The following is a 13496-nucleotide window of genomic DNA, read 5'->3' as shown; positions in this document are numbered from 1 at the left end:
CATCGGGTACGTCCGTCGAGCCACTGGGGCCTGTCGCAGGAACGGCGCCCGTCGCGCGACGCCCGGTTCAGGTGTGCGTGTGTGCCGGGCGTCGCGACGGGGCGAACCTTCCCGTGCGCGGCACTACGTCGTGCGCAGCGCGTCCAGCAGCGCGTCCACCAGGTCGCGGTCCCTCGGCTGGGTGAGCCGGTTCCGGGCGGCCACCGGCGGCAGCCAGAGGAGCCGGTCCACCTCCGTGTTGGGCGTGAAACCGCCCCCCGCGGCCTCGGCCGCCCAGTACCGCACCCGCTTGGGACGGCCGTTCGCGGTGTAGTGCAGGGTCAGCAGTTCGTGGCCCGGCACGGCCCGGTGGCCGGTCTCCTCCGCCACCTCGCGCAGGGCGCCGGCGAGCGGGTCCTCCTCGCGCTTCAGCTTGCCCTTGGGATGCGACCAGTCGTCGTACTTGGGCCGGTGGACGAGGCAGATCTCCAGCCCGTCGCCCACCGGGGAGCGGCGCCACAGAACGCAGCCCGCCGCCTGCACCGTGCTGTCCTCGGGAGTGCTCACCGGGCGCTCACCGCCTCCTCGGTCCGGTCGCTCGACCTGGTCGTTCCGCCTGCGCTCGCGTATCGCCTCACCGCCGCCGTTCGTGGCGGCCACCGCACCACCCGAGGGTGCCCGCCTCAGGCGGTGCCCACCGCTTCCCTCCGCCAGCACTGCTGGAACGCGTACCGCGCCGCCTCCACCTCATGCCGCTGGTCGGCATGGAGCACACCGAGCGCGTACGCCGTCGCCGGGGCGATCCGCGGCGTGCGGGCCGCCTGCGCCGCAGCCGCCGCGGCCTCCGAGGCGTCGCGGTGCCGGTCGAGCGCCTGGCCGGCCTGGAGCAGCCGCACGTCCACCGTCCCGTCGCCGCCGGCGAGCACCTCCCCGGCGTACCGGTGCAGGCGCAGCAGCAGCCGTACCTGGTGCCAGGGCGCGTCCTGCGGATGCGGGGAGGGATCCGGTGACAGACCGTGGATCAGTGCTTCCGCGTTGTAGGGGTGGCCGGCGGTGACCAGGGGCAGCGCGGCCACGGCGTCCGTGAGCCGTTCCTCGGCCGCGGCGGCGTGGGGGCGCAGCTCGGTGGTGGCCGCGGCGGAGGTGAGGGGGACCTCGCTGGCGAGTAAGGCCACCTTGTCCGCGACGGCGTGGAAGCGGCTGCTGCCCAGGGCCTGGAGCGCCGTGGAGTGGGCCCGGGTCCGGGCGAGCGTGAGCTGGCGATCGAGCAGCGCGCCCGCCTTCGCCGCGCCGACGGTGAGGTTCCCGCGTTCCGTCGTGGCAGCCGGGCGGATGGGGGCCGTGGCGCCGCCGGGCGCCTCTCCGGCGCCCGGGTGTGCGCGTGTCGCGGTACCACCACCGCCCGCCCGGTCCGCGTCGGCGGCACGCGGCGGGACGGGCGCGCCCGTCCCCGGCGCGCCCGCCTGCACCGGTACCACCGCCGCCCCGGACAGCCGCTGGAGGGCGCCCAGGAGCCGCTCCAGGCGGGCCTGGTACGCGTGCTCCAGGGCCAGCGTCCCCGACAGCCACGCCAGCTCGGGGCGGATCTCCTCGGACCAGTCCGGGTCGAGGAGGGGGCGGTAGGTGTGCAGGCTGCCGCTGATCCGGCGGGCCGAGCGGCGCAGGGCACGTGCCGCGTCGGCGGACCCCTGCGTACCGGAGGCCGCCGCCGTACCGCCGGTCTCCCGGTGCAGGCGCAGAGCGCGGAGGAACTCCGTGGCCTGTGCCCGGAGGTACTCCGCGAGGGCTGTTCCGGTGGGGGCGCCTTCCTGCCCGGGCGATGCCGGGAGCGCGGGGGACGTCCCGGCCCCGGGGTCCGTCAGGTCATGGTGTCGCATTGCCACGCCGGCGCCTCCGGGCGTCTATGAGCATCTCCTGGACGTTGCGCAGGGGCTGTCCGTCCGCGTCGGTCGAGTGCCGGGTCCACTCGCCGTCCGGGCCGAGGTGCCAGGACACGGTGGTGTCGGCCATGCCGGTCTCCAGCAGCCGGTTGAGGGCGGCCCGGTGGGCGGGGTCGACGACCCGGACCAGCGCCTCGATACGGCGGTCCAGGTTGCGGTGCATCATGTCGGCGCTGCCGATCCACACCTCGGGCTCGCCGCCGTTCCCGAAGGCGAACACCCGCGAGTGCTCCAGGAAGCGGCCGAGGACGGAGCGGACCCGGATGTTCTCCGACAGGCCCGCCACGCCCGGGCGCAGCGCGCAGATGCCGCGTACCCACACGTCGACCGGCACACCCGCCTGGGACGCCCGGTACAGGGCGTCGATGACGGCCTCGTCGACCATCGAGTTGACCTTGATGCGGATGTAGGCGGGACGCCCGGCGCGGTGGTGCTGTATCTCCTTGTTGACCCGCGAGACCAGACCGTCGCGCAGCGACTTGGGCGCCACCAGCAGGCGGCGGTAGGTCTCCCGGCGCGAGTAACCCGACAGGCGGTTGAACAGGTCGGACAGGTCGGCGCCGACCTGCGGGTCGGCCGTCAGCAGGCCGAGGTCCTCGTACAGGCGCGCCGTCTTGGGGTGGTAGTTGCCGGTGCCGACGTGGCTGTAGCGCCTGAGTGTCTCGCCCTCCTGGCGCACGACGAGGGACAGCTTGCAGTGGGTCTTCAGGCCCACCAGGCCGTAGACGACGTGGCAGCCGGACTCCTCCAGCTTGCGCGCCCACTTGATGTTGGCGTGCTCGTCGAAGCGGGCCTTGATCTCGACCAGCACCAGGACCTGCTTGCCGGCCTCCGCGGCGTCGATGAGGGCGTCGACTATCGGTGAGTCGCCGGAGGTGCGGTACAGGGTCTGCTTGATGGCCAGCACGTCCGGGTCCCCGGCGGCCTGCTCCAGGAAGGCCTGCACGGAGGTGGAGAAGGAGTCGTAGGGGTGGTGCAGCAGCACGTCCCGCTGGCGCAGCGCCGCGAAGATGTCGGGCGCGGACGCCGACTCGACCTCGGCGAGATCGCGGTTGGTGCCGGCGACGAACTTCGGGTACTTCAGCTCCGGCCGGTCGAGGCTGTGGATGCGGAAGAGGCCCGTGAGGTCCAGCGGGCCGGGCAGCGGGTACACCTCGGCCTCGGAGATCTTCAGCTCGCGGACCAGCAGGTCCAGCACCTCGCGGTCGATGGACTCCTCGACCTCCAGGCGCACCGGCGGTCCGAAGCGGCGCCGCATGAGCTCCTTCTCCAGGGCCTGGAGCAGGTTCTCGGCGTCGTCCTCCTCGACCTCCAGGTCCTCGTTCCGGGTGAGGCGGAAGGCGTGGTGCTCCAGCACCTCCATGCCCGGGAACAGCTCCTCCAGGTGCGCGGCGATGACGTCCTCGATGGGGACGTACCGGCCCGGGGAGGCCTCCAGGAAGCGCGACAGCAGCGGCGGCACCTTCACCCGCGCGAAGTGCTTGTGTCCGCTGACCGGGTTGCGTACGACGACGGCGAGGTTGAGCGAGAGACCGGAGATGTAGGGGAAGGGGTGCGCGGGGTCGACCGCGAGCGGGGTGAGGACCGGGAAGATCTGGTGCCGGAAGAGCGTGAACAGGCGGGCCTGCTCCTTCTCGGCCAGCTCGTTCCAGCGGACCAGGTGGATGCCCTCCTCCGCGAGGGCGGGCGCCACGTCCTCGTGGAAGCACGCGGCGTGCCGGGCCATCAGCTCGCGCGAGCGCGCCCAGATCATCTCCAGCACCTCGCGCGGCTGGAGCCCGGACGCGGAGCGCGTGGCGACACCGGTGGCTATGCGCCGCTTCAGACCTGCCACGCGGACCATGAAGAACTCGTCCAGATTGCTGGCGAAGATCGCCAGGAAGTTGGCGCGCTCCAGGAGGGGCGTGTTCGGGTCCTCGGCGAGTTCCAGGACGCGCTCGTTGAAGGCGAGCCAGCTGCGCTCCCGGTCCAGGAAACGCCCCTGTGGCAACGGCGCGCCGTCGGCCTGAGACTCCTCGTAGGCGTCGAGGTCGGCGTCGATGTCCGGTTCCAGGTCGGAGACCGCCCCCGCGGCGATGTGCGGGCGGTGCGCGGCGATGGAGCCCACGGAGGGCTGCGGGTGCTGGACCTGTGCCTGGGTGTCTGACTGACTCATGAACCCATTCTTCCGCGCCAGCAGCGATACAGGCGCGTCGGAACGTGCGGGCGGGAGCGCGGCGGCGGTCCCCTCGGGGGGCGGCGAAGGCTCTGGCACGGCGGGCTTCATTGGCCGAGCGTCGCAAGCTCGTCTGAATCGATGGTTACGGAGACATGACGTACGGATAGCGGGGAGCGGCTCCGGAGGCACGGGAGCCGGGGCCGGAGGCAGCGGGCGGGACCGCTCGGGCCCGGTGGGGGAGGGGGGACGGGCCGGGTTCGCGGAGCGGTGCACGGAGGGTGACCAGGCGGGCCGCGCGGCGCTGAACGGATGCCGGGCGGGACGTCCGGGCCGGGGCTCGGTCCGGACGGACGGGCAGGTGCGCCGGGCTGCCCGGCCCTTCCGGCGGATCTCGGCTACGCCGGAGGCGCCTGGCCCGCCGGACGGGACGCTCATCATGGGTTGCCGGACGTCCCGGACCCCGGGAAGGCGTACCGGGCGGGGAGCGGGACAGGGGCGGGGAATTCGTCGGCGGATGCGTGAACCGATCGGCGGGTCCCGTCCGATGAGGAGATGTGAGCGAAACGAGAAGCGACGGGGAGCTGCTGCGGGCCATCGCGGCAGACGGGGACCGTCACGCCTTCGAGGAGCTGTACCGGCGGTACGCGCCGTGGCTCGCTGCGCGCATGCGCAGCCGCTGTGCCGACGCCGGGATAGTCGACGACGTCGTACAGGAGACGTTCCTCCAGGTGTGGCGGGGCAGCGCCCGCTATCGCGAGGAGGGCGACGTGGCCGGCTGGCTGTGGCGCATCGGCTCGCGCCGGCTGGTCGACGCGCTGCGCGGCGACGGCGCCCGCGGCCGGCTGCGGCAGGCGCTGGCGCGGCTGCGGCACCGGGACGAGGCGTCGGCGGAGGAACGCGTGCTCGCGGGGGTGGAGCACGGGGACCTCGCCGGCGCCCTCATAGGGCTGTCGCCCGAACTCCGTGCCGTTCTCCAGGCAACCGTCATCGACGGGCTCAGCACCCGGGAGGCGGCCGTCGTCCTCGGCATCCCGCCCGGCACGGTCAAGACGCGGGCGCACCGGGCCCGCAAGCAACTGCGGGAGGCGCTGGCATGACGTGGCACGTGGCAGAAGAGGACCTGCGCGCGTACGTACGGAGTGACCTCGCGCCGCCGCTGCTGTGGTCGGCCGACACCCACCTCACCGCCTGCGCGGACTGCCGCGCCCTTCTGGCGGACCTGAGCGACCCGGTCGCGCTGGACACCGGCTGGGAGCGGCTGGACGCCGAGCTGGACGCGCCCCGGCGCGGTGTGTTCGAGGGGTTGCTGGTGCGGTGCGGGATCTCCGACCACTCCGCGCGGCTGCTGGCGGCCACCCCGGTCCTGCGCCGGTCGTGGCTGCTGGCGGTGGTGTTCGTGCTGACGACGACCGTGCTCATGGTCCGCCTCGCGGACAACCCGGGTCTCTTCCTCGGCCTGGCCCCGCTGCTGCCGCTGGCCGGGGTGGCGCTGTCCTACGGCCCCGTCCTCGACCCGACGTACGAGATGGCCGTCGTCGCCCCGCTGCACGGCTTCCGGCTGCTGATGCTGCGCACCGTCGCCGTCCTCAGCGCGGGCCTCGTCCTCAACGGCCTGGCCACGCTCGCCCTGCCGGCCTACGGGCTGCGGGCTCTGGCCTGGCTGCTGCCCGCGCTCGCCCTCACCGCGACCGGGCTCGCGCTCACCCCCCGCCTCGGCCCGGTCCTGGGCCCCGCGCTGGTCGGCGTGGTCTGGACGGCACTGCTGCTGATCGCCCGGGTGCGGGCCCACGGCACGCCCGCGCCGTTCACCGCGGCCGGACAGCTCGTGGCCGCACTGGTCGCCGCCGTGGCCGTCTGGCTGCTGATCCGGCTCCGCGAACGCTTCGACTCCACCTCCGCCCACACACCGTTCGCCGGCTTCACCCACGGGAGCGCCGCATGACCGTCACCGTCTCCGCCTCCGGGCTGACCCTCCGCTACGGCGGCACCCGAGCCCTCGACGAGGTCTCCCTGAGCCTGCGCCCCGGGGTGACCGGTCTGCTCGGGCCCAACGGCGCCGGCAAGACCACCCTGCTGCGGGTCCTCGCCACCGCCGTGCCCGCCGACCGGGGCTCCTTCACCGTCCTCGGGCATGCCCCCGGCAGCGCGGCCGGCCGGCAGAACCTCCGGCGCGCCCTCGGCTACCTGCCGCAGAACCCCGGCTTCCACCCGGACTTCTCGGCGTTCGAGTTCGTCGACTACGTGGCGATCCTCAAGGAGCAGACCGACCGCACCGCCCGCCATCGCGAGGTGCGGCGGGTCCTCGACGCCGTGGACCTGTCCGACGTGCGCGGCCGGCGTCTGAAGCGGCTGTCCGGCGGCATGCGGCAGCGGGTCGCCCTGGCCGCCGCGCTCGTCGGAGATCCCGGCTTCCTCGTCCTGGACGAGCCCACCGTCGGCCTCGACCCCGAGCAGCGGGTGCGTGTCCGCGAGCTGATCGCCCAGGCGGGCGAGGGCCGCACGGTGCTGCTCTCCACCCACCAGACCGAGGACGTGGCGATGCTCTGCCACCGGGTGATCGTCCTGGCCCGCGGCCGGGTCCGCTTCGAGGGGACCCCGGCCGAGCTGACCGCGCGGGCGGCCGGCCGGGTGTGGAGCAGCGCCGCACGGGACCCGGGCGCACGCGCCGGCTGGCGCACCGGCACCGGAACCTTCCGCAACGTCGGCGACCCCCCGAAGGGCGCCGATCTCCTCGACCCCGCCCTGGAGGACGGCTACCTGCTCACCCTCGACGACCCGGACGCTGCCGACGGCACACAGCAGGGGGAGGCCGCGGCGTGAGCATGACGACGATGCCGCCCGCGCCCGAGGTCACCGGGCGGCCCTCCGCCGGGGACCGCCCCTGGGCGGCGGTCCTCGCCCTCGCCCGCTTCGAGGCGCGCGAACTGCTGCTGAACATCCCGGTCCTCGTCCTCCTGGTCCTCTACCTCGGCTACTCCCTCTACGGCCTGGTGACCGCCGAGCAGGACGGCATGACGGACTATCCCGTGCTCCAGAACGCCGACCGGGCCTCCCAGACGGCGCCACAGCTCGTCGCCCTCGCGGTGCTGCTGTGCGTCAACCACGCGGTGCTGCGATCCCGGCGCCACGGAACCGACCGGCAGTTCGACGTCCTGCCTGTGCAGCCCTGGCGGCGCACCCTCGCCCACGCCCTGTCGGCCGTGCCGTTCGCGGGGCTCGTCGCCGTCGTCGTCGGCGCCGAGTTCGCCTGGGCGGCGAGCAAGCCGGGCGCGGTCGGGCACGGCTCGTTCTTCGAGCTGGCGGTCGCCCCGCTGTCGGTGCTGCTCGCCGGAGTCGTCGGGGCCCTGCTCGCCCGCCTGATCCACTCCGCCTTCGCGGCCCCGCTCTTCGTGGTCGGCCTGTACGTCCTGCTGGCCGTGTTCTCCATCCCCTCCAGCGGGTCCGACCCGCACTGGCTGCACTGGCTGTCCCCCGTCGTCCCGGAGTCGGGTGGCGACCCGCTCCCCTCCGACCTGCTGGGCCGCCCCGCCGCGTGGCACGCGCTGTACCTGGTGGGCCTGACCGTCGCGCTGCTGTGCGGTGCGGTGGCGGCGAGCGGGCAGCGGACCCGCACGGTTGCCGTGGCGACTGCCGTGGCCCTCACCGCCACGGTCGCGGGCATCGCGGGGCAGTCCCCCGGCGACGCGCGGGACCTGGCGGCGGCCAGGGCGACGGCCTCCATCCGTCCGGAGGAGGTGCAGTCCTGCTCCGTCCGCGGCACCGTCACGTACTGCGCCTTCCCGGAGTGGAGCGGTCGCACGGCCGACTGGGCCGGGGTGGTCGAGCGGGTGCAGCAGTTGGCGGGTGGCCGGCGCGACCGGCTGACCGTGCGCCAGCGCCTCGAAGCGCGCTACGGCCTGACGAGCGATGCCGCGCTCACCCCGCTGACCGGGCCCGGGCAGGTCACCGTCGGCACCGCCTGGGGCGGCAACCGGGTCCCCGAGTTCGCGGTCGGCGTCGCGTCCGTCCTCGTGGCGGGCGACGAGGAGGCGGCGAGCGCGGTGTGCGACGCGCGGGCAGTGACGATCATGTGGCTGGCACTGGCCGCCCAGCCGGATCCGGTGAGTGCCTTCGTCCACGTCCGCCTGGACGACCGCACGGAGGGTTCCGGCTTCGTCCTCGCCCCCACGGACCCGCTCGGCATGAGTGCCGGAGAGACCGCCATGGTCCGCGCGTTGCTGGACAGGCCGGGTGAGGCCGTCGCCGCGGCGGTGCGCGACCACTGGGCGGAGCTCACCTCGCCGAAGACCTCCCTGACACGGGTCGCGCAGCTGCTGGACGTGAAGGCTCCGGAGAAGGAGGACAGTCGTGATGCGTGCGAGGCGTAGCCGCGGGGAGGGGCCCGCGGTGATCCACTCCCTGCTCCGCCCGACCGCCCGGGTGCTGCCCCGCGCACCCCTGACCGCGGGCGTCGCGCTGGGGCTGCTGGTGGCGGCCCTGCCGAGGCTGCTGCCGGACGCCGAGAGCCAGCTGCTCGGTCTCGCCCTGCTCAGAGCGACCGCGCTGGCCTTCGCCCTGGGCCTGACGTTCCTCCTGGACGAACCGGCCCGGCCCACGACGGAGGCGGTACCGACAGGACGGCAGGTCAGGACCTGGCTCCGCGCCGCTCTGGCCCTCCCCGCCGCGGCCCTCGGCTGGTGTGCCGCACTGCTGCTCATACCGCAAGCCGCGCGGCCACCGCTGGCCGATGTGACGGCCGAGGCGGCGGCCCTCACCGCGACCGCACTGGCGCTGGCGGCGGCAGCCGCCCGCCGCTCCTCGGAGACCCGGCCGGGCAGGATCGCGGTCCAGGTACTGCCGGTGCTCGTCGTCGCCGGGATCCTGCTGCCCGAACGGTGGGGCCTGTTCGTCGCCCCGGGCAGCCCGGAGTGGGACGCGGCACACGACCGATGGGCCGCGGTGCTGCTCGTGGCCCTGACCCTCTGGACGGCGAGTGTGCGCGAACCGATCCGCCGGAGGGCACTCCGGAACGGGTTCGGCAGGGGCATGCTGCGGCCGTAGCAGGACAGCCGCCTGGTTCCGTGGTGGTGCTCCGGCCCTGCAACCGGGGGCCCTACGTCTCCGTGCGGTACATGAGGTCCGCCTCGTAGGTGGTGAAGCCCATCTGCTCGTACACCGACACCGCCGCCTTGTTGTCGGCATCGACGTAGAGCATCGCCGTCGGCAGGCCCTGGGCGGCCAGATGCCGCAGTCCGACGACGGTGAGGGCCTTGCCGAGGCCGCCGCCCTGGTTGCCGGGGGCGACGCCGAGGACGTAGACCTCGCCGAGCTGCTCCTCCGCGTGGACCTTGGTCCAGTGGAAGCCGACGAGTTCGAGGTCGCCGTCGGTCTCCCGCTCGGCGAGGAAGAAGCCGGCGGGGTCGAACCAGGGCTCGGCCTTGCGGTCGTCGAGGTCGCGCTGGGTGAGCGAGCCTTGCTCGGGATGGTGGGCGAAGGCGGCGGCGTTGACGGCGAGCCAGGCGGTGTCGTCCTGGCCGGGGACGAAGCTGCGGATGGTGACGCCCTCGGGCAGCACCGGCTCGGGCAGGGCCAGGCCGGTCAACGGAAGGCGCATCTGACGCAGTTCACGGAACAGCGTCAGACCGAGGACCTGGGCCAGGTGACGGGCGGCGGAGTGGCCGCCGTGGGCCCACACCCGCAGTCGCTTGCCGGAGGCGGCGAGCAGCGCGGAGCCGAGGGCACGGCCGTGCCCCTGGCCGCGGTGGGCGGGGTGGACCACGAGTTCGGCTGCGGGGGCCTCGATCGGGTCGGTGTCCTCCAGCTGGGCGTATCCGACGAGGACGCCGTCGACGGTGAGCAACAGGTGGGAGACGCCCTCCCGTTCGCCGCCGCGCAGTTGCAGCCGGCCCTGCTCGGACACCGCCTGCTGGCCGTCGGTGCGGGTGGCCTCCGTGAGCAGGCCGAGCACGGCCTCGATCTGGTCCGGGGAGAGCGCGGAGACGGTCTCGATGGAGCGTGCGCCAGGGAGCCGTGCGGTGTCGTCGCTGGTCATGCGTACGAGCGTAAAGGGAGGAGACCCCAAAGTGTCGGCAGGCGGAGGGCAAAGGGAAACCAGGATGTAACCCCGAACCCCCTGTCGTGCTACGCGCGTTGACTCTAGGCTGCGCCCGGAACAGGGCCCGTCTCGGCATTTTCCGAAGGGCCCGGCAGAGCCACGGGACCAGGTGGCGCGCACCGCCACGCCCGGTCACGAGGGCGCAGACGACCCACAGGGGGGCGACTTTGTCAGCCACAGCACAGCCGAAGCCCAGACGTCGTACGTACCGCCGGCTCGCCGCGGCCGCCGTCGGCCTCGTCACCGCCGGCGCGCTCGCCGCGGCGCTGCCCGGCACGGCGGCGGCGGGTGAGAACCACGGAAAGCCGGGCGGCCACCGGCCGGGCCGCTACCAGGACGTACAGCTGCTGTCCTTCAACGACCTGCACGGCAACCTCGAACCGCCGTCCGGGTCCTCCGGCCGCGTCACCGAGCTGCAGCCGGACGGCACGACGAAGACGGTCGACGCGGGAGGCATGGAGTACCTGGCCACGCACCTCCGCGAGGCCCGCCAGGGCCACCGCTATTCCATCACCGCGGCGGCCGGCGACATGGTCGGCGCGTCGCCGCTGCTGTCGGGCCTGTTCCACGACGAGCCCACCATCGAGGCGCTGAACAAGCTGGACCTGGACGTCACCTCCGTGGGCAACCACGAGTTCGACGAGGGCTCGACGGAGCTGGCCCGCCTGCAGAACGGCGGCTGCCACCCCACGGACGGCTGCTCCACCGAGGACGGTTTCGCGGGCGCCGACTTCCCCTACCTCGCGGCGAACGTCCTCGACGACGCGACGGGCAAGCCGATCCTCAAGCCCTACTGGGTCTGGCGGAAGGGCGGCATCAAGATCGGGTTCATCGGCGTCACCCTGGAGGGCACCCCGGGCATCGTCTCCGCCGACGGCGTCAAGGGCCTGACCTTCAAGGACGAGGTCGAGACCATCAACAAGTACGCCAGGGTGCTGCAGCGACAGGGCGTGCAGTCGATCGTGGCCCTCATCCACGAGGGCGGCTACCCGGCGTCCTCGTCGTACAACTACGACTGTGACGCGTCGGGCGCGGGTGACGGGATCTCCGGCCCCATCGTCGACATCGCCAAGAACATCACGCCGGCGGTCGACGCGCTGGTGACGGGGCACACCCACCGGGCGTACGTCTGCACGATCCCCGACCCGGCGGGCCGTCCCCGCATGGTGACGTCGGCCGCGTCCTACGGCCGCCTCTACACCGACACGACGCTGACGTACGACCGCCGGACCCGTGACATCGTCCGCACGTCGGTGAAGTCGGCGAACCGCGCGGTCACCCGTGACGTCCCCAAGGCGGCGGACATGACCTGCCTGATCGGCAGGTGGAACGCCCTCGCCGCCCCGATCGGCAACCGTCCCATCGGCTACATCGCCTCGGACGTCCCCAACACGGGCACGGAGTCCCCGATGGGCGACCTGATCGCGGATGCCCAGCTCGCGTACGCCAGAACCCTGGACCCGTCGACGGACCTGGCGCTGATGAACCCGGGCGGTGTCCGGGCCGGTCTGACCTACGCGGCCAAGGGCAGTGAGGGCGACGGCGTGGTGACGTACGCGGAGGGCTTCACGGTCCAGCCGTTCTCCAACACGGTGAACCTCCAGGACTTCACCGGCGCCCAGCTGATCCAGGTCCTCAAGGAGCAGGTCAGCGGCACCAACGCGGCTGCGCCGAGGATCCTCCAGCCGTCCACGGGTCTGTCGTACACGCTGGACCTGACCAGGACCGGCGAGGACCGCGTGGTCACGGACACCGTCCGGCTGAACGGTGCCCCGATCGACCCGGCGGCCACCTACCGCGTCGCGACGAACAGCTTCCTGGCAGGCGGCGGCGACGGCTTCCCGACGCTGGGCCAGGGCACCGGCGACCTGGTCGGCACCGACGACCTGACGGCCCTGGAGCAGTACCTGACGGCCAACTCCTCGCCCACCAGCCCGATCGCACCGCCGGCAGCGGACCGGATCACGATCGTGCAGTAGGCGGGCGGCGCCCCTCCAGCGCGTGACCGAGGGCCCGGGAGACAGCCTCCCGGGCCCTTGTCGCGTCCCGGGCCGGCGGCTCCCGCCCCATCCACCCCTCCGCCCCCCCGTCGTGCCCTCCTCCAGCGGTGCGCGGGCACGGCGCGCCCCGTCCCTCGGCCGGGGCGGCAGCCGGATCGGTCCTGCTGCGCCGCGGCAGGCCGGTGATAGGTTCGGGCACGTGAGGGAGGCTGGTTCATGACCGGGGGCGGGGAACAGCAGCAGGAGGTACTGCGGCAGTTGACCGGAACGGCGCCGCCGGCTCCCGTCGCGCCGTCGCCGACCATGGCCCCGGCCCCCCAGTCCCTGCCGACCGTCGACCCCCGTCTCGCCGTCGCCCTCGGCCCGCCCCGGCACGGCGACTCCCTGCCCCAGCGGGCCGGGCGTTCGCTGCGGAAGCTGGCCGCCGTCGGCGGGCAGGACGCGGCGGAGGAGGCACGGCTCGCGCAGGAGGTGCGGCGGCCGGTCGGGGCCGGCCGGATCGTCGCGGTGACCTCGATCCGCGGTGGCGTGGGCAAGTCGACCGTCGCCGCTCTGCTCGGCCGTACCTTCAACCACTACCGTCAGGATCCCGTGCTCACGCTGGAGGCGGACGCGGCCCTCGGCACGCTGCCGGTGCGGATGGGGGCGCAGACCGTGCGCTGGAGCGTCGCGGATCTCGCCCGGATCCTCCAGCCGCGCATGCGACTCACCGACATCATCGGCTACTTGGTGCCGGTCGCGGACGGTGGCTGGCTGCTGCCCGCGAGCCAGGGGCGGGTGGGGGCGCCGCTGGACGTGCGCACGTACCGGACGGTGACCCTGGGGCTGCAGCGGCACTTCGCGGTGACGGTCGCGGACTGCGAGACACTGCCGGGCGAGGTGGCGCGCACCGCGATGGACACGGCGCACGCGCGGGTGGTGGTGGCGCCCATGACCGCCGAGGGCATTCACGGGACCCGCCAAGTGCTGGACTGGCTGGGCCGGTTGCCGCACTCGGCGCTCGCCGCCACCGTCGTCGCGCTGATCGCCGGCTCACCGGACGCCACGCTCGACGCGAAGACCGCCGCCGCGCATCTGCGGGAGCCGGGTGTGCCGGTCGTGGCCCTGCCGTACGACCGGCACCTGGCCCAGGGCGGTCCGATCCACCCGCCGATGCTGGGGCAGAGCACCCGCGACGCCGCCGTGCGGCTGACCGCCGAGGTGATGCAGCGGGCCGTGAGCGCACCGATGCACTGAGCGGCTTCCGCGCCACCGTCGGCATGTCCGCGGCCCGATCCGGTCATCGCAGCCGCAGCCGCAGCCGCAGCCGCAGCCGCTGGTCACGC

Annotated in this window: 11 protein-coding genes; 7 read left to right on the top strand and 4 right to left on the bottom strand. The window is 73.8% G+C overall.

Going from position 1 to position 13496, the window contains the following annotated elements:
* Nucleotides 1-123 precede the first annotated feature (123 nt).
* The 3 genes from I3F54_RS23620 to I3F54_RS23610 form a co-directional block, all read right to left on the bottom strand.
* Nucleotides 124-546: an NUDIX hydrolase gene (locus I3F54_RS23620; protein WP_240120862.1), complete on the bottom strand. Its 423-nt coding sequence runs from the start codon at nucleotides 544-546 to the stop codon at nucleotides 124-126.
* Nucleotides 547-662: 116 nt separating this feature from the next.
* Entirely contained in the window at nucleotides 663-1862 is a 1200-nt protein-coding gene (locus tag I3F54_RS23615) for a CHAD domain-containing protein (protein WP_240120861.1), read from the bottom strand.
* Nucleotides 1843-4185 carry an RNA degradosome polyphosphate kinase gene (locus tag I3F54_RS23610; RefSeq protein ID WP_240120860.1) on the bottom strand — a complete coding sequence of 781 codons (2343 nt, stop codon included), beginning with the start codon at nucleotides 4183-4185 and terminating at the stop codon, nucleotides 1843-1845. Before I3F54_RS23610 ends, I3F54_RS23615 begins: the two co-directional genes overlap by 20 nt.
* Before the next feature lie 446 nt (nucleotides 4186-4631).
* On the opposite strand from I3F54_RS23610, the gene I3F54_RS23605 reads away from it, so the two are divergent.
* The 5 genes from I3F54_RS23605 to I3F54_RS23585 are packed head-to-tail and all read left to right on the top strand — an operon-like array spanning nucleotide 4632 to nucleotide 9117.
* On the top strand, nucleotides 4632-5174 hold the full coding sequence (locus tag I3F54_RS23605) for an RNA polymerase sigma factor (RefSeq protein WP_240120859.1): 543 nt from the start codon (nucleotides 4632-4634) through the stop codon (nucleotides 5172-5174).
* On the top strand, nucleotides 5171-6019 hold the full coding sequence (locus tag I3F54_RS23600; protein WP_240120858.1) for a zf-HC2 domain-containing protein: 849 nt from the start codon (nucleotides 5171-5173) through the stop codon (nucleotides 6017-6019). The genes I3F54_RS23605 and I3F54_RS23600 overlap by 4 nt, the downstream gene beginning before the upstream one ends.
* Nucleotides 6016-6897, top strand: a complete 882-nt coding sequence (locus I3F54_RS23595) for an ABC transporter ATP-binding protein (protein WP_240120857.1) — start codon at nucleotides 6016-6018, stop codon at nucleotides 6895-6897. The genes I3F54_RS23600 and I3F54_RS23595 overlap by 4 nt, the downstream gene beginning before the upstream one ends.
* A 2-nt stretch (nucleotides 6898-6899) precedes the next feature.
* On the top strand, nucleotides 6900-8444 hold the full coding sequence (locus tag I3F54_RS23590; protein WP_240120885.1) for an ABC transporter permease: 1545 nt from the start codon (nucleotides 6900-6902) through the stop codon (nucleotides 8442-8444).
* Nucleotides 8428-9117: an ABC transporter gene (locus I3F54_RS23585; protein ID WP_240120856.1), complete on the top strand. Its 690-nt coding sequence runs from the start codon at nucleotides 8428-8430 to the stop codon at nucleotides 9115-9117. Before I3F54_RS23590 ends, I3F54_RS23585 begins: the two co-directional genes overlap by 17 nt.
* 52 nt (nucleotides 9118-9169) lie before the next feature.
* Here the strand turns inward: I3F54_RS23585 and mshD are convergent, their stop codons facing one another.
* Nucleotides 9170-10108, bottom strand: a complete 939-nt coding sequence (gene mshD / locus I3F54_RS23580; RefSeq protein WP_240120855.1) for a mycothiol synthase — start codon at nucleotides 10106-10108, stop codon at nucleotides 9170-9172.
* Nucleotides 10109-10338: 230 nt separating this feature from the next.
* Here mshD and I3F54_RS23575 point away from each other — a divergent pair, with 230 nt between their 5' ends.
* Nucleotides 10339-12150 carry a bifunctional UDP-sugar hydrolase/5'-nucleotidase gene (locus I3F54_RS23575; RefSeq protein ID WP_240120854.1) on the top strand — a complete coding sequence of 604 codons (1812 nt, stop codon included), beginning with the start codon at nucleotides 10339-10341 and terminating at the stop codon, nucleotides 12148-12150.
* 237 nt (nucleotides 12151-12387) lie between these two features.
* Entirely contained in the window at nucleotides 12388-13407 is a 1020-nt protein-coding gene (locus tag I3F54_RS23570; protein WP_240120853.1) for a type VII secretion protein, read from the top strand.
* The last annotated feature ends 89 nt before the right edge of the window (nucleotides 13408-13496 follow it).

It is taken from the genome of Streptomyces sp. MUM 2J (genome assembly GCF_022414535.1).
Classification (GTDB): Bacteria; Actinomycetota; Actinomycetes; order Streptomycetales; family Streptomycetaceae; genus Streptomyces.
The sequence above is the reverse complement of the archived record's forward strand: the minus strand, read 5'-3'. Positions and strand labels throughout refer to the sequence as shown.